Annotated in this window: 15 protein-coding genes and 1 pseudogene; 11 read left to right on the forward strand and 5 right to left on the reverse strand. The window is 59.8% G+C overall.

The features are described 5' to 3' along the window. Nucleotides 1-6 precede the first annotated feature (6 nt). The 8 genes and pseudogenes from infB to QA644_RS20050 form a co-directional block, all read left to right on the forward strand. Nucleotides 7-2,688: a translation initiation factor IF-2 gene (gene infB / locus QA644_RS20015; RefSeq protein ID WP_283070228.1), complete on the forward strand. Its 2,682-nt coding sequence runs from the start codon at nt 7-9 to the stop codon at nt 2,686-2,688. A gap of 75 nt (nt 2,689-2,763) precedes the next feature. Beyond that, nucleotides 2,764-3,171, forward strand: a complete 408-nt coding sequence (gene rbfA, locus QA644_RS20020; protein WP_039843506.1) for a 30S ribosome-binding factor RbfA — start codon at nt 2,764-2,766, stop codon at nt 3,169-3,171. A gap of 12 nt (nt 3,172-3,183) precedes the next feature. After that, entirely contained in the window at nt 3,184-4,116 is a 933-nt protein-coding gene (gene truB, locus QA644_RS20025; RefSeq protein ID WP_283070230.1) for a tRNA pseudouridine(55) synthase TruB, read from the forward strand. Between the two features lie 125 nt (nt 4,117-4,241). Continuing rightward, nucleotides 4,242-5,093 (forward strand): alpha/beta hydrolase, encoded by an 852-nt coding sequence (locus QA644_RS20030; protein ID WP_283070232.1) that lies wholly within the window; start codon nt 4,242-4,244, stop codon nt 5,091-5,093. A 156-nt stretch (nt 5,094-5,249) separates the two neighbouring features. Continuing rightward, nucleotides 5,250-5,519, forward strand: coding sequence for a 30S ribosomal protein S15 (rpsO, locus tag QA644_RS20035; protein ID WP_026283114.1), 270 nt, complete (start codon nt 5,250-5,252; stop codon nt 5,517-5,519). A gap of 338 nt (nt 5,520-5,857) precedes the next feature. Further along, nucleotides 5,858-7,999: a polyribonucleotide nucleotidyltransferase gene (pnp, locus tag QA644_RS20040; protein ID WP_283070237.1), complete on the forward strand. Its 2,142-nt coding sequence runs from the start codon at nt 5,858-5,860 to the stop codon at nt 7,997-7,999. 73 nt (nt 8,000-8,072) lie between these two features. Continuing rightward, a complete protein-coding gene (locus QA644_RS20045) occupies nt 8,073-9,089 on the forward strand; it encodes a class I SAM-dependent methyltransferase (RefSeq protein WP_283070239.1) in 1,017 nt (338 codons plus the stop codon). Nucleotides 9,090-9,107: 18 nt separating this feature from the next. Next, nucleotides 9,108-9,377, forward strand: a pseudogene (locus QA644_RS20050) (nucleotidyltransferase); the annotation flags it as partial. A 119-nt stretch (nt 9,378-9,496) separates the two neighbouring features. On the opposite strand, the gene fabI reads toward QA644_RS20050, so the two are convergent. From fabI to fabA, 3 genes are read right to left on the reverse strand one after another with little or no spacing between them, the layout of a single operon-like run. Then, a complete protein-coding gene (fabI, locus tag QA644_RS20055; protein ID WP_074066218.1) occupies nt 9,497-10,303 on the reverse strand; it encodes an enoyl-ACP reductase FabI in 807 nt (268 codons plus the stop codon). A gap of 4 nt (nt 10,304-10,307) precedes the next feature. Continuing rightward, complete coding sequence (gene fabB, locus QA644_RS20060) at nt 10,308-11,531, reverse strand: beta-ketoacyl-ACP synthase I (protein WP_074066219.1); 1,224 nt, start codon at nt 11,529-11,531, stop codon at nt 10,308-10,310. Between the two features lie 59 nt (nt 11,532-11,590). Beyond that, nucleotides 11,591-12,106 carry a 3-hydroxyacyl-[acyl-carrier-protein] dehydratase FabA gene (fabA, locus tag QA644_RS20065; RefSeq protein ID WP_027510463.1) on the reverse strand — a complete coding sequence of 172 codons (516 nt, stop codon included), beginning with the start codon at nt 12,104-12,106 and terminating at the stop codon, nt 11,591-11,593. Nucleotides 12,107-12,404: 298 nt separating this feature from the next. Between fabA and irrA the strand changes: the two genes are divergently transcribed. Continuing rightward, nucleotides 12,405-12,821 carry an iron response transcriptional regulator IrrA gene (gene irrA / locus QA644_RS20070; protein ID WP_074066221.1) on the forward strand — a complete coding sequence of 139 codons (417 nt, stop codon included), beginning with the start codon at nt 12,405-12,407 and terminating at the stop codon, nt 12,819-12,821. Between the two features lie 3 nt (nt 12,822-12,824). Here irrA and QA644_RS20075 read toward each other — a convergent pair whose 3' ends face one another. Next, the gene (locus tag QA644_RS20075) at nt 12,825-13,460 is read right to left on the reverse strand and encodes a trimeric intracellular cation channel family protein (protein ID WP_022713243.1); all 636 of its coding nucleotides are present in this window, start codon (nt 13,458-13,460) and stop codon (nt 12,825-12,827) included. 118 nt (nt 13,461-13,578) lie between these two features. Here QA644_RS20075 and QA644_RS20080 point away from each other — a divergent pair, with 118 nt between their 5' ends. Beyond that, a complete protein-coding gene (locus tag QA644_RS20080; RefSeq protein WP_283070242.1) occupies nt 13,579-14,046 on the forward strand; it encodes a hypothetical protein in 468 nt (155 codons plus the stop codon). Nucleotides 14,047-14,050: 4 nt separating this feature from the next. On the opposite strand, the gene QA644_RS20085 is transcribed toward QA644_RS20080, so the two are convergent. Further along, nucleotides 14,051-14,839, reverse strand: a complete 789-nt coding sequence (locus QA644_RS20085) for a YdcF family protein (RefSeq protein ID WP_283070243.1) — start codon at nt 14,837-14,839, stop codon at nt 14,051-14,053. Between the two features lie 217 nt (nt 14,840-15,056). On the opposite strand from QA644_RS20085, the gene QA644_RS20090 reads away from it, so the two are divergent. Continuing rightward, the gene (locus tag QA644_RS20090; protein WP_194728616.1) at nt 15,057-15,293 is read left to right on the forward strand and encodes a DUF2798 domain-containing protein; all 237 of its coding nucleotides are present in this window, start codon (nt 15,057-15,059) and stop codon (nt 15,291-15,293) included. Nucleotides 15,294-15,450 lie beyond the last annotated feature (157 nt).

The raw sequence follows: 15,450 nt of genomic DNA on the forward strand, positions 1-15,450 counted from the left end.
GAACGAATGACAGATAGCAATGACGACAAGACGCTTGGAGCAAAGAAGACGCTTACCCTGAAGCCATCGGGGATAAGCCAGGGCACCGTGCGCCAGGATATGGGCCGTGGCCGCACCAAGGCGGTCGTTGTCGAGACGCGCAAGCGGCGCCCGATGCGCCCCGAAGACGATCGCCCGACCACGCCGGCTCCAGCGCCCCGCGCGGCAGAACCCGCTCCGGCGGCAACGCAGGCGCCTGCACCTCGCATCCAACAGCCGGGCGGCCAGCCTCCGCGCCCGCAGCAACCGGCTTCGCAGGCTCCTCGCCAGCAGGACCGCCCGCGTCCGGTTGTCCTGAACCATCTTTCGCCTGAGGAAATGGACGCCAGACGGCGCGCGCTAGCGCTGGCCCAGGTCCGTGATGCAGAAGATGCAGTCCGCCGAGCTGAAGAAGAAAAGCGCCGTGCAGCCGAAGAAGCCGTCCGCCGCGAAGCGGAAGCAGCCGACGCAGCCCGACGTGCAGCCGAAGAGGCCGCCCGTCCTTCTGCGCCGGTCGAGGAGGCTCCTGCGCCCGAAGCAGTTGAGGTCCAGGCGGAGGCTCCGCGCCCGGCGCCGGCCGTGCGCCGTCCCGAGACTTCGGCGCCTACTTCTGCACGTCCGGCTCCAGCTGGGGTTGCACCCGCAGTCCGTGGCCGCCGTCCGGAAGGTGAGGAGGAAGAGCGCGGATCTCCTCGTGGGGCTCCTGCCCGTGGTAGGGTCGTTCGTCCGGAACCGGCAAAGCCGGTGACGACGCGTCCGAAGACCGAAGAGGAGCGCCGCCGCGGCAAGCTGACGATCACGACGGCAAATGTCGATGACGACGGCAATGCGCGCGGCCGTTCGCTTTCCGCTATGCGTCGTCGGCAGGAGAAGTTCCGCCGCAGCCAGATGCAGGAAACGCGCGAGAAGATTTCCCGCGAAGTCATTCTGCCGGAAACCATCACCATTCAGGAACTGTCGCAGCGCATGTCCGAACGCGCCGTCGACGTCATCAAGTTCCTGATGAAGGAAGGCCAGATGATGAAGCCAGGCGACGTCATCGACGCCGATCTGGCAGAACTCATCGCTGGTGAATTCGGTCATACCGTCAAGCGTGTTTCTGAATCCGACGTCGAACTCGGCATCTTCAATGTGACGGATGAAGGCGGCGAACAGGTCTCGCGTCCGCCGGTCGTCACCATCATGGGTCACGTCGACCACGGCAAAACCTCGCTGCTCGACGCCATCCGCCATGCGAACGTGGTTGCCGGCGAAGCCGGCGGCATTACGCAGCATATCGGCGCTTACCAGGTGGAACAGAACGGTCAGAAGATCACCTTCATCGATACCCCCGGCCACGCCGCCTTCACGGCAATGCGTGCACGCGGTGCGCAGGCGACTGATATTGCCGTTCTCGTCGTCGCTGCCGACGATAGCGTGATGCCGCAGACGATCGAATCGATCAACCATGCCAAGGCGGCAGGCGTTCCGATCATCGTTGCGATCAACAAGATCGACAAGCCGACGGCCAATGCCCAGAAGGTCCGCACCGAACTTCTGCAGCACGAGGTCTTCGTCGAGTCCATGGGCGGTGAGGTTCTCGACGTCGAGGTTTCGGCGAAGAACGGCACCAACCTCGACAAGCTGCTTGAGGCGATCCTGCTGCAGTCGGAAATCCTAGATCTGAAGGCCAACCCGGACCGCACCGCGGAAGGCACAGTCATCGAAGCTCAGCTTGATCGCGGTCGCGGTTCCGTTGCGACGGTCCTCGTTCAAAAGGGTACGCTGCGCCCCGGCCAGATTATCGTCGCTGGTGATGTCTGGGGCCGCGTGCGTGCCCTCGTCGATGACAAGGGCAACCATGTCAAGGAAGCGGGACCGGCCACTCCGGTTGAGGTTCTGGGTCTCTCAGGCACGCCGCAGGCGGGCGACAAGTTCGCCGTTGTCGAAAACGAAGCTCGCGCCCGCGAGATTTCCGAGTACCGTCAGCGGCTTGCCCGCGACAAGGCTGCTGCCCGCCATTCGGGCCAGCGCGGCTCGCTGGAACAGATGATGAGCCAGCTTCAGACGGCTGGCGTCAAGGAGTTCCCGCTGGTCGTCAAGGGCGACGTGCAGGGCTCGATCGAGGCGATCGCCGGTGCGCTCGACAAGCTGGGAACGGACGAAGTCCGCGCTCGCATCGTGCATTCTGCGGCTGGTGGCATCACCGAGTCGGATATCTCCCTTGCGGAAGCATCCGGTGCTGCAATCATCGGCTTCAACGTTCGTGCGAATGCGCAGGCGCGTACGCTCGCCGAGCGTCAGGGCATAGAAATCCGTTACTACAACATCATCTACGATCTCGTGGATGACGTTAAGGCAGCGATGTCCGGCTTGCTCTCTCCGGAGCGGCGCGAAACCTTCCTCGGCAATGCCGAGATCCTCGAGGTGTTCAACATCACGAAGGTCGGAAAGGTCGCGGGTTGCCGCGTTACCGAAGGCAAGGTCGAGCGTGGCGTCGGCGTCCGCCTCATCCGCGACAACGTCGTCATCCACGAAGGCAAGCTCAAGACACTCAAGCGCTTCAAGGATGAAGTCTCGGAAGTGCATTCCGGCCAGGAATGCGGTATGGCCTTCGAGAATTACGAAGACATCCGCGCGGGCGACACGATCGAATGCTTCCGCGTCGAGCACATCACCCGCACGCTCTGACGGCGCGAGACTGGTATTTTCGACGGGCGCCGGATCATCAGAGGCCGGCGCCCGAACCTTTTTGGGCAGAGAATAATGGCAACAAAACCCACATCCTCGGCACCTTCGCAACGCATGCTGCGCGTCGGCGAACAAGTGCGTGCCGCGATCACGCAGGTTCTCCAGCGTGGCGAAGTGCGCGATGACGTGATCGAAAAGACCGTCATTTCGATCTCTGAAGTCCGCATGTCTCCGGACCTGAAGATCGCGACAGCCTACGTGACGCCGCTTGGCATTTCCGATCACGGCGCAGTCATCGATGCGCTGAACCGCAACGCAAAATACATCCGCGGCCGTCTCGGCCCGCAGCTTCGGCAGATGAAATACATGCCGGAGGTCCGTTTCCGCGACGATACGAGCTTCGACAACTATAAGAAGATCGACGAATTGCTGCGCTCGCCCGAAGTCCAGCGCGACCTCGACGGCGACACTGAAGAACAATAGCAGAAGAAGCGAATGTCCAAACCACGCAAACCCAAAGGCCGCCCGGTTTCCGGCTGGCTGATCCTCGACAAGCCCGTTGATTTCGGTTCGACGGAGGCGGTCTCCAAGATCAAGTGGCTCTTCAAGGCGCAGAAATGCGGTCATGCCGGCACCCTCGACCCGCTGGCGTCTGGAATGCTGCCGATTGCGCTGGGCGATGCGACGAAGACTGTTCCCTATGTCATGGACGGCCGCAAGATTTACGAATTCAAAGTGAGCTGGGGGGAGGAGCGCGCAACCGACGACCTCGAAGGCGAGGTGACTCGGAGTTCCAACAAGCGCCCGACAGAGGAGCAGATCCGCAATCTTCTTCCGAAATACACCGGTGTCATCAGCCAGGTGCCGCCGCAGTTTTCCGCGATCAAGATCGCCGGCGAGCGCGCATATGACCTGGCGCGCGACGGCGAGACGGTCGAGATTCCTTCCCGTGAAGTCGAGATTTTCCGCCTGACGCTGCTTGCCTGCCTGGATGAGAATACCGCGCATCTCGAAGTCGAGTGCGGCAAGGGCACGTATGTACGCGCCCTGGCTCGCGATTTCGGCCGCGAGCTCGGCTGCTACGGCCATATTTCCGGGCTACGCCGGACCTTCGTGGCACCTTTTGGCGAAGACAGCATGGTGGCGCTCGCAAGCCTCGTCGCGCTTGAGAAACTTGAAGACATGGACGAGCGTCTTGCCGCGCTCGACGCCCTGCTGATCGATACCAGCGAAGCCTTGTCCTCACTGCCACACCTTGCCGTCAACGACGATCAGGCACATCGCCTGAGGATGGGCAATCCCATCTTGGTGCGTGGCCGTGATGCGCCGGTTGCCGAAAGCGAAGCCTATGCGACGGCACGCGGAAAGCTGATCGCGATCGGCGAGATCGGTCAGGGAGAGTTCCGCCCGAAGCGCGTCTTCGTTTGAGTCGCAATGCGTCTTTCCGGGAACGCGACCGCGCCGGAGTTACGGATGGTAATTGTCAATCATCCCCCTGAGCTATGTTTCTCCTCCTTGCGGCTATGAAGGCCGCCCAGCTTGAGGAGCAGGTCATGCGCGCAGTTGCGGTCGCAGTCGCGATGTTCTTTTCGGCCGTTCTCGCGGCCGCAAGCGCCCAGTCGGCCGAGCGCTGGGCGGAGTTGCCCGCCTTCCCTCCCATGCCGCCGGCGAAGACGAGCGGCATGGCGCCAGTAAACGACATCAAGATGTATTACGCCGAGTACGGTGCGGGCGACCCGATCGTGTTCATCCATGGGGGCCTCGGCAGTGCCGATGTCTGGGGCCGTCAGGTCGAGGATTTTGCCAAAGACCATCTTGTAATAGTCGCCGACAGCCGCGGGCACGGACGCTCGACACGCAGCGGGCAGCCTTTCGGCTATGATCTCATGACGTCCGATTATGTCGCACTGCTCGATTATCTGAAGCTCGACAAGGTCACGCTTGTCGGCTGGTCGGATGGAGGCATCATCGGCATCGACATGGCGATGAAGCATCCCGAGAAGTTGACGCGTCTCATCGCGCAGGCTGCCAATGTGACGACGGAGGGCGTAAAGCCGGACGTGATGACGAACAAAACGTTCAGTGACTACATCAAGTCCGCGGGCGAGGCCTACAAGAAGCTCTCGCCGACACCGAACGAATATGACGCATTCGTCAACCAGATTTCGGCGATGTGGATGAGTGAGCCCGCCTGGACTGCTGCCGACCTCGGCAAGATTACCGTGCCCGTCACCCTGGCAATCGGCGATCACGACGAAGCGATCAAGCTCGATCACACCGAAAGGATGGCGAAGGAGATCCCCGGTGCAAAGCTCGTCATTCTGAAGGATGCCAGCCATTTTGCAATGCTGCAGGATCCCGAAGAGTACGATGCGATGATCCGTGACGCGATGGCGGGCAAGTGATAAATCCGCCATCTGGTGCGGGCCCCTTTCCATCGAGGCTCATTTGGGTTATAGGCAGCGCCAGCATCAGGCAGGACCTGAGTGCATTCGCGGCCGAAGCTGGACGACATCCCGGCTTTTGGCGACCTAATCTCCTCTCATAGAAAGGAACATCCGATGTCGATTACAGCTGAGCGCAAGACGGCTCTCATTAAGGAATACGCAACGTTCGAAGGCGACACCGGTTCTCCGGAAGTTCAGGTTGCGATCCTGACCGAGCGTATCAACAACCTGACGGAACACTTCAAGGGTCACAAGAAGGATAACCATTCCCGCCGTGGCCTGCTGACGATGGTTTCGAGCCGCCGCTCGCTTCTTGACTATCTCAAGAAGAAGAACGAAGGCCGCTACACCAAGCTGATCACCAGCCTGGGTATCCGCCGCTAATGATTTCCGGCGGGCGTTCCTTATGGACGCCCGCCGGATGCTTTTGAGGGGCCGATGGCCCCATGAAATTCTGCCGCCGCGCCCTATCTTCGCGTGGAGGAAATACGGTGGACCCGGATGGGCCGGTTCTGCCAAACCAACCGTTGACCTGTCATGGGGCAGGATTGCCGGATGCTTTCGGCCAAAGTCTTTCAAGGAGGGCTTTGGTCCGGTTTCTCAGGAAGCTGGGGATGAAAAGCCTCCCGTTGTCTTGCCCATGATACGTCACACCAATTGCGGTCGACTGTGCGCTGCGCTTTCCGCGACGGCGCGCGCTCCCGCATCGAAGGACAAGACATATGTTCGATACCCATACCGTGGAAATCGAGTGGGCTGGCCGCCCGCTGAAGCTCGAAACTGGCAAGATCGCCCGTCAGGCTGATGGTGCCGTTCTCGCGACTTACGGCGAAACCGTGGTTCTCGCCACCGTCGTTTCCGCCAAGGCGCCGAAGCCAGGCCAGGACTTCTTTCCGCTCACCGTCAACTACCAGGAAAAGACCTACGCGGCCGGCAAGATCCCCGGCGGCTATTTCAAGCGCGAAGGCCGTCCGAGCGAAAACGAAACCCTCGTTTCCCGCCTGATCGACCGCCCGATCCGTCCGCTCTTCCCGGAAGGCTACAAGAACGACACGCAGGTCGTCGTGACTGTCGTCCAGCATGACCTGGAGAACAACCCGGACATCCTATCGATGATCGCAACCTCGGCTGCCCTGACGCTCTCCGGCGTTCCCTTTATGGGTCCGGTCGGCGGCGCGCGCGTCGGATATATCAATGGTGAATACGTCCTGAACCCGCATCTCGACGAGATGGACGAATCGAGCCTCGATCTCGTCGTCGCCGGCACGCATGACGCGGTTCTGATGGTCGAATCTGAAGCCAACGAGCTTCCGGAAGACGTCATGCTCGGCGCCGTCATGTTCGGCCACAAGGGCTTCCAGCCGGTTCTCGAAGCGATCATCAAGCTCGCTGAAGTTGCCGCCAAGGAGCCTCGCGATTTTGCACCGGAAGACTATTCGACTCTCGAAAACGAAATGCTTGGCCTTGCAGAAGCCGAACTTCGCGAAGCCTACAAGATCACCCAGAAGGCTGATCGCTACGCCGCTGTCGATGCAGTCAAGGCGAAGGTAAAGGAGCACTTCCTGCCGGAAGAAGGCGAAGCCGAATATACGGCCGAAGAAGTCGGCGCGATTTTCAAGCACCTGCAGGCAAAGATCGTTCGCTGGAACATTCTCGACACCAAGAGCCGCATCGACGGCCGCGATCTCGCGACTGTTCGCCCGATCGTCGCTGAAGTCGGCCTGCTGCCGCGCACGCACGGTTCGGCTCTGTTCACCCGCGGTGAAACGCAGGCGATCGTCGTTGCCACGCTCGGCACCGGCGAAGACGAGCAGTATGTCGATTCCTTGACGGGTATGTACAAGGAAAACTTCATGCTGCACTACAACTTCCCGCCCTACTCGGTCGGTGAAACGGGCCGCATGGGTTCCCCGGGCCGCCGCGAGATCGGCCATGGCAAGCTTGCATGGCGCGCCATCCACCCGATGCTGCCGTCGGTTGAGCAGTTCCCCTATACGCTCCGCGTCGTCTCGGAAATCACCGAGTCCAATGGTTCCTCCTCGATGGCAACCGTCTGCGGTACGTCGCTGGCGCTGATGGATGCAGGCGTTCCGCTCGCAAAGCCGGTCGCCGGGATCGCCATGGGCCTGATCAAGGAGGAAGAGCGCTTCGCCGTTCTTTCCGACATCCTCGGCGATGAAGACCATCTCGGCGACATGGACTTCAAGGTTGCCGGCACGGAAGCAGGCATCACCTCGCTGCAGATGGATATCAAGATCCACGGCATCACCGAAGAGATCATGCAGATCGCTTTGGATCAGGCGAAGGGCGGCCGTCTGCACATCCTCGGCGAGATGGCGAAGGCCATTTCCGAAAGCCGCGGCCAGCTCGGCGAATTCGCTCCGCGCATCGAAGTCATGAACATCCCGGTCGACAAGATCCGCGAAGTCATTGGCTCCGGCGGCAAGGTCATTCGCGAAATCGTCGAAAAGACGGGCGCGAAGATCAACATCGAAGACGACGGCACCGTCAAGATCGCATCGTCTTCCGGCAAGGAAATCGAAGCGGCCCGCAAGTGGATCCACTCGATCGTCGCCGAGCCGGAGATTGGCCAGATCTACGAAGGCACGGTCGTCAAGACCGCTGACTTCGGCGCTTTCGTCAATTTCTTTGGCGCCCGTGATGGTCTCGTCCATATTTCGCAGCTGGCTTCCGAGCGCGTTGCCAAGACGCAGGACGTCGTCAAGGAAGGCCAAAAGGTCTGGGTCAAGCTCCTCGGCTTCGATGAGCGCGGCAAGGTCCGCCTGTCGATGAAGGTCGTCGACCAGACGACTGGCCAGGAACTCCCGGCTGCCGAAAAGAAGAAGGAGGAGGCGGCTGAATAAGCCGCGCCTTTCCAACCGTTCATGGGCGCGGGATTTTTCTCGCGCCCTTTTTGTATGAAGTCGAGAAGAGATCATGAGCCGCGAAACGCTGAAGACCCTGCTCCATCCCTTTGCGAGCGGTACCATTGATCCGCCGCGCGAGGGTTCGCGCGTGCTGTTCCTGGGTGCCGAAGCAGGCTTTGTGCTGCCGGAGGGCTTTGCCGCGTCCCTCAGCGCCGTACAGGGCTTCCGGCCGCTCTACAGGCAGCTTCTGTCGCAGCGTATCGAAGCATCGCCTGAGATCGAGGGCGAAGATTATGATGTGGCGCTCGTGCTCTGCACGAAGCATAAAGGCGAGAACGAAGCGAATATCGCTGCAGCACTTTCCCGCTTGAGGGCCGGTGGCCTGATCGTCGTTGCCGGTGGCAAGGAAGACGGCATCCAGCCGCTGCGCAAGCATCTGGAGGGCTTCGGCCTCGATATCAAGCACATGCCGAAATATCACGGTGTTGCATTCTGGTTTACGCGGCCGAAGGACGTCACCGAAGCTGTTTCGAAATTCGCCAAGTCACCGGTGCGCGTCGACGGACGCTTCAATGCTTCAGCCGGCATGTTCTCGCATGACCGCATCGATGACGGCTCGGAGTTGCTCGCCTCGCGCCTTCCGACAAATTTCACCGGCGACGCAGCCGATTTCGGCGCAGGCTGGGGCTATCTCTCAGTCGAGCTTGCGGAGAAATCGCCGAACCTCGAGCGCCTCGACCTCTACGAGGCCAACCACGCGGCTTTGGAGGCCGCCAAGGCCAATCTGGCGGAGAACTGCCCGAACGCACCGGCACGCTTCTTCTGGCACGATCTGGCGGCCGAACCGGTCAAGGACAAGTACGATCTGATCGTCATGAACCCGCCCTTTCATGAAGGACACGCGGCGGAGCCTTCGCTCGGCCAAGCAATGATCAAGACGGCTGCATCGGCGCTACGCGGTGGCGGCCGTCTCATGCTCGTCGCCAATCGCGGTTTGCCCTACGAGCCGGTGCTTGCTGCAAATTTCAAGGAAAGCGGCGAAACCTGCCGAAACGCGCGCTTCAAAGTGCTGTGGGCGAAGAAATAAGAAAGACGGCCAGTCCGGCCATCCCACAACCTGAATTTCCTCCGGGGACTGGAGAAGAACAGGACCGCCGGCTGATTGACGCCTGGCCGCGCGATGAGCACCGCTATACAGCCTGGTACAACATCTTCAACGAAGCCCATGTGAAGGGGCGCTACCCGAAGCACTTCGAGATAACCGAAGAAACGCTTGGCTGGCTCCTTGAGCGGACCGAACCCTTTGCACCAGATTGTCGCGGCGATTTGTAAGCCGCGCCTTTCGGAATTGGAGAGGGAAAGCGGTGACAACTGACGGCTTTCCGAACTCTGTCCAGTAACAGAGCAGATACCCGCTGCGGCCGTTTCGCTGATAGAAAACCGGTGTCCTGCCGCCTGGAGCAACAGGCGTCGCCGGCGACCAATCTGCCTCGCTTACTCTACATCTGCCTTGCGCAGCGTATCCAGCGTCGGCATCGAGGTTATGTTGTAGCCGGCGTCCACAAAATGGATTTCGCCGGTCACGCCTGCGGACAGGTCGGAGAGCAGGTAGAGGGCGGAATTGCCGACCTGATCGATGCTGACCGACTTGCGCAGGGGAGCATTCCGCTGGTTCCAGGAGAGGATTGCACGGGCATCCGAAATGCCGGCGCCGGCCAGCGTACGGATCGGGCCTGCGGAGATGGCGTTAACGCGGATGCCGCGCGGACCGTAGTCGGCGGCGAGATAGCGCACGGAGGCCTCGAGAGCAGCCTTTGCGACCCCCATGACGTTGTAGTTCGGGATGACGCGTGTGGAACCGTTATAAGTCAGCGTCAGCATCGAACCGCCCTCGGCCATCAGAGGTGCGCAGCGCCTGGCGATCTCCGTAAAGGAAAAGCAGGAGATGACCATCGTTCGGCTGAAGTTTTCGCGCGTCGTATCCGCGTAGAGACCCTTCAGCTCGTTCTTGTCGGAAAAGCCGATGGCATGGACGATGAAATCCAGTTTGCCCCAACGCTCCTCGAGTGCACCGACAACGCCGTCGACTGAGGCAATGTCTTCGACGTCGCAGGGTACGACGAAATCCGAGCCGACTTCCGCTGCGAGCGGTTTCACCCGCTTGCCAAGCGCCTCTCCCTGATAGGTAAAGGCAAGCTCGGCGCCTTGGGCTGCAAGCGCCCTTGATATACCCCAGGCGATAGAATGGTTGTTGGCGACGCCCATGATGAGCCCGCGCTTACCCTGCATGATTGCGGTCATGTTCTTATCCGTTGTAGCGCTGGAAAACGAGCGTCGCGTTGGTGCCGCCGAAGCCAAAGGAGTTGGAGAGGGCGATGTCGATCTTGGCGTTGTCGATGCGCTTGCGGACGATAGGCACTCCATCGAATTCAGGATCGAGTTCCTTGATGTGGGCGCTTTCGCCGATGAAGCCTTCCTGCATCATCAGGATCGAATAGATCGACTCCTGGACGCCGGCTGCACCCAGCGAGTGACCCGTCAGCGACTTGGTCGACTGGATGTGAGGCATCTTGTCGCCGAAGACCTCCCGGATCGCGCCGATTTCCTTGCTGTCGCCCACCGGCGTAGAGGTGCCGTGCGTATTGATGTAATCGATATCACCCTTCACCGTCGAGAGTGCCTGACGCATACAGCGCACGGCGCCTTCGCCGGAAGGAGCGACCATGTCGTAACCGTCGGAGGTCGCGCCGTAGCCGACGATCTCGGCGTAGATCTTCGCACCGCGTGCCTTGGCACGCTCCAACTCTTCAAGAACGAGAACGCCGGCACCGCCAGCGATGACGAAGCCGTCACGGTTGACGTCGTAGGCGCGCGAAGCCATTTCCGGCGTGTCGTTGTACTTGGAAGACATCGCGCCCATGGCGTCGAAGAGGTTGGACATGGTCCAGTCGAGGTCTTCGTGACCGCCGGCGAACATCACGTCCTGCTTGCCCCACTGGATCATTTCTGCGGCATTGCCGATGCAGTGCGCAGAAGTCGAGCAGGCCGACGAGATCGAGTAGTTGACGCCGTGGATCTTGAACCAGGTTGCAAGTGTCGCCGATGCCGTGGACGACATTGCCTTCGGCACGGCAAACGGGCCGATGCGCTTCGGGCTGTTGTTCTTGATGGTGATCTCGGCAGCTTCGATCAGCGTGCGGGTGGACGGACCGCCGGAGCCCATGATGATGCCGGTGCGTTCGTTGCCGCTGATCACGGACTCTTCGAGACCGGAATCGGCAATCGCCTGCTTCATGGCGACATGGTTCCAGGCGCCGCCTTGCGATAGGAAGCGCATTGCGCGGCGATCGACCAGATCGGTCGGATCGAGGCTGGGACGACCCCAGACCTGGCACTTGAAGCCATGCTCGGCAAAATCGTTGGAGAAGGAAATGCCGGACTTGGCATCGCGCAGCGAGGCCGTGACCTCAGCGGCATCTTTGCCGATCGAGGAAACAACGCCCAGACCCGTGACAACTACCCGTCTCATGTGTTTCGACCTTTTCGTTTTTTCTATCTTGGAATACCGGGCCGTTTCGCCCGGTAGAGTCAGGCGGCCTTTTCCTGGAAAAGGCCGACGCGCAGATCGGTAGCCTTGTAGATGACCTCACCGTCGGCCTTCATCCAGCCATCGGCGATGCCAAGAACGAGACGGCCGCGCATGACGCGCTTGAAGTCGATGCCGTATTCGACAAGCTTCGTCTTCGGCGTCACCATGCCGGTGAACTTCACCTCGCCGGTAGAGATTGCACGGCCCTTGCCAGGCTCGCCCAGCCAGCCAAGGAAGAAGCCGGTCAGCTGCCACATGGCGTCAAGCCCGAGGCAGCCCGGCATCACGGGATCGCCCATGAAGTGACAGGGGAAGAACCAGAGGTCCGGCGTGATGTCGAATTCGGCGCGAATGAAACCCTTGCCATGCGGTCCACCGTCTTCGGAAATCTGCGTAATGCGATTGAACATCAGCATCGGCGGCAGCGGCAGCTGCGCATTACCCGGGCCGAACATTTCGCCGCGGCCGCAGGTCAGGATTTCCTCATAGGTGAAGCTGGATTGTTTCGTTGTCATCAAAATTCTGTTTCCCCCGCACGTGCCAATGGAGTGAGTGTTTAGTCCAAGTTCCAAGGAAAATGAAGCATAACCATGGCTAGTTCTACCCCGCCCTTGAACTGACTTGTCGCCTTATTTGGTGGTCGCATACAGGAAGGCCAAGGCCCCGGCCAGACCCAATTGCGTCAAAAGCCCGATTTTCCGGCGTTTCGGAGGCCATTGTCCCCATTGGAACTATTGAAAGGCTTTCGCGCAAAAGATATATGGCTTAGGAAACCTGATTGATTGACGCTAGAATAACCGGAGTTCTTCCCTTATGGCGGCTGCAGCCCCGATCGCAATCGAAGCCAGACTGCGCAGCGCAGGCCTGCGACCGACGCGTCAACGCGTTGCGCTCGGCGATCTGCTTTTTGCGAAAGGCGACCGGCATCTGACTGTCGAGGAACTGCACGAGGAAGCAGTTACCGCCGGCGTCCCGGTTTCTCTGGCGACCGTCTACAACACGCTGCACCAGTTTACCGAAGCCGGCATGATCCGTGTTCTCGCCGTCGAGAGCGCCAAGACCTATTTTGACACCAACGTTTCCGATCATCATCACTTCTTTGTCGAAGGCGATAATGAAGTGCTGGATATTCCGGTCAGCAACTTGACGATCGGCAATCTACCGGAGCCGCCGCAGGGCATGGAAATCGCCCATGTCGACGTTGTAATCCGCCTGCGCCCGAAGCGCTGAATTTCACATGACATCGTCAGGGTGGCGACCGGGCTTATGCCTGTAGGTCGGGAACGTCCATCCGAACCATAATGCGCCGCCGCGTACGGCGAAGGCTGCGACAACGCCAAGGGCGGATGCGCCATAAAGCGGCAGGCCGAGTTCAGTTGCACCAGTAAAGATGCCCGCACCGAAGAGTGCCGCAGTGATGTAGATTTCGGGTCTCAGGAGCACGGAAGGCTCGTTAGCCATCAGATCGCGCAACACGCCCCCGAAGGTTGCCGTCAGTGTCCCCGTCACGATCGCGATCGTCGGCGAGCCTGTCGCGGCAAGTCCCTTGGCCGCACCCATGACGCAATAGGCGGCGAGGCCCACCGCATCGAGCCAGATCAGCAGCCGGTAACGCGACTCCACGAGATGGGCGGTGAAGAAAACCACGATGCCTACCAGACAGCAGATGACGATATAGGCTGGGTTCAGCACCCAGAATACCGGAACGCGGCCAAGCACGATATCGCGCACCGTGCCGCCGCCGGTGCCTGTTACCATCGCGAAGAAAAGGAAGCCGATGAGGTCGAGCTGCTTGCGCGAGGCGGCGAGTGCACCCGTCGCGGCAAAGAGTGCGATGCCAGCATAATCGAGATAGACGAGCAGAGACATTGATTGGCCCCCAGAGCCGGCAGACGATACTGAACTGAATCACGGCGGCAAGGGCGGCGCAAGGCGGATCGTCCAGAATGGGCGCCTGTCAGTGTCCATCCGACAAAAGAGGAAAGCCGTGAAAGCGCTTCTCATCGTCCTGAACTTCATAGCCCTCCTTGTGGCTCAGTCGGCCTCTGCGCAGCAATCGCTGATCTCGGATCCGGAAATCTACGAGAAGAAGCATTTCACCGAGCAATGTACGAAGGCCGAATTTTCCGACGCTTACATCACGCGCCAGGACATCAACAATGACGGCCTTATCGACGCCGTGGTCAATGAGGGCGAATTGACCTGCGACGGAAAGAAGGGGCCGCAGTGCAACGGCGATGGCTGCACCTATAATTTCTACCTGCAGGTGGCCGAGGGCGGCTATTTCATGATCGCGACGGCGCAGATTTACGGCTACGATTTCATCAAGCGCTTTGGCAATATGGTGCTGGCCATGAAGATGCATCCGCGCTTCTGCGATCGCACCGATGGCGGTCCCTGCATCGTAACGGCGCGTGTTCGCGGCACGAAGTTTGTCACCATTTCAAAGAAATAATGCTTCAGGCTGGATAGAGCTCGGACGTTCGACCAGCAAAGTAATAGCCGACGAGACCGAACCATTCGCGCACGGCGGTCGCCATATTCAGGGCATTGAGGCTCGGCTGCGTGAAGTCGATGCCCAGCGCTACATGACCATCCGTCCGGTAATCCGTCGGCCACGGCACGACATCGATGCCCTGCTTGCGGAAAATGCCGATCGAACGCGGCATGTGATAGCCGGAGGTGATCATCAGGCAGTTCGAAAGTCCCTGGCTTGCAAGCAGTTCCTTGGTATTAATCGCATTTTCGAAGGTCGTGCGGGATGTTCTGTCTTCGACAAGCCGTTCACGCGCAATCCCGAAAAGCGGAAAGAAGCGCGCCGAGGCGGCCGCATCGCCTTCATATTTTCCAGACATCGAGCCATCCCCGCCGGAAATCAGAATACGCGATTGCGGATATCGCTGCGCCAGCCGTAGCGCTTCGATAAAACGGTCCGCGCCTGCATTGAACTCGATTCCGTGGCTGGTCGTATTCACTTCATTTTCAAACGCGCCGCCGAGAACGATCATGCATTGCAAATTATCCGGATCACGGTCCGGCTTTGGAAACCGCAATTCCAGATCCTGGAGGAGGTAATTGCCTGTTGTGGTGAAAAGGATGACGAAGAGCAGCAGTGTGCCGAGCGCCGAGAAAAATACGGCGAGGCTCCTGAAGCGGAGAACGACGGCAAGGAATGCGAAGAGAATTAGGAAGAACACCAGCGATAGCGGCTGGCCGAAGACCCAGACTAACTTCGAGAACAGAAACAATGATACCCCCATGTCAAAACCAGCGGCATCTTATCCGATTCGATTGTGACGGGAATGACGGACGCATGGCACGATCAAAAGCTTGTATTGGGATGGGGCTTTCGGCATAGGAACACCGTTGTTTCAAGCAAAGCTCCGTAAGCGTTTACGTCAATCAACGCGCAATCCGCCACCTGGGCATTCGCATTGGTCGGCCGATATCTTACGGAGAAATTCAATGCCCTATGGCAAACTCTCCACACGCAATAACACGATTGCGGTGCCGTTTATCTTGTCGATGCTGATGACAGGCGTCGTCTCCGCCATCAGTATCGTCGCCATGCAGGGCGTTGGCCCGCTTGCTTTGGCCATGTGGCCATCCGCATGGGTGCTGTCTTGGGTCGCCGCTTTTCCGGTGCTGTTGCGGGTCACGCCGGCTGTCCGGCGCATCGCTTCATTCATCGTTGAATCATAACGAAAAAATACCGGCAGACCACATGGCCTGCCGGCACTGTGTATCGCCGCCGCGCAGATCAGGCTCAATCGGATCATCCCCGGATTTGTCTTGCCGCCCGTTTGTGTTCCGTCTTTTGAGCCGCTAGTTTGAGGCCGACTCATCTCCTGGAAGCCAT

It is taken from the genome of Rhizobium sp. CC1099, from assembly GCF_029714385.1.
In the GTDB taxonomy this organism is placed as follows: Bacteria; Pseudomonadota; Alphaproteobacteria; order Rhizobiales; family Rhizobiaceae; genus Rhizobium.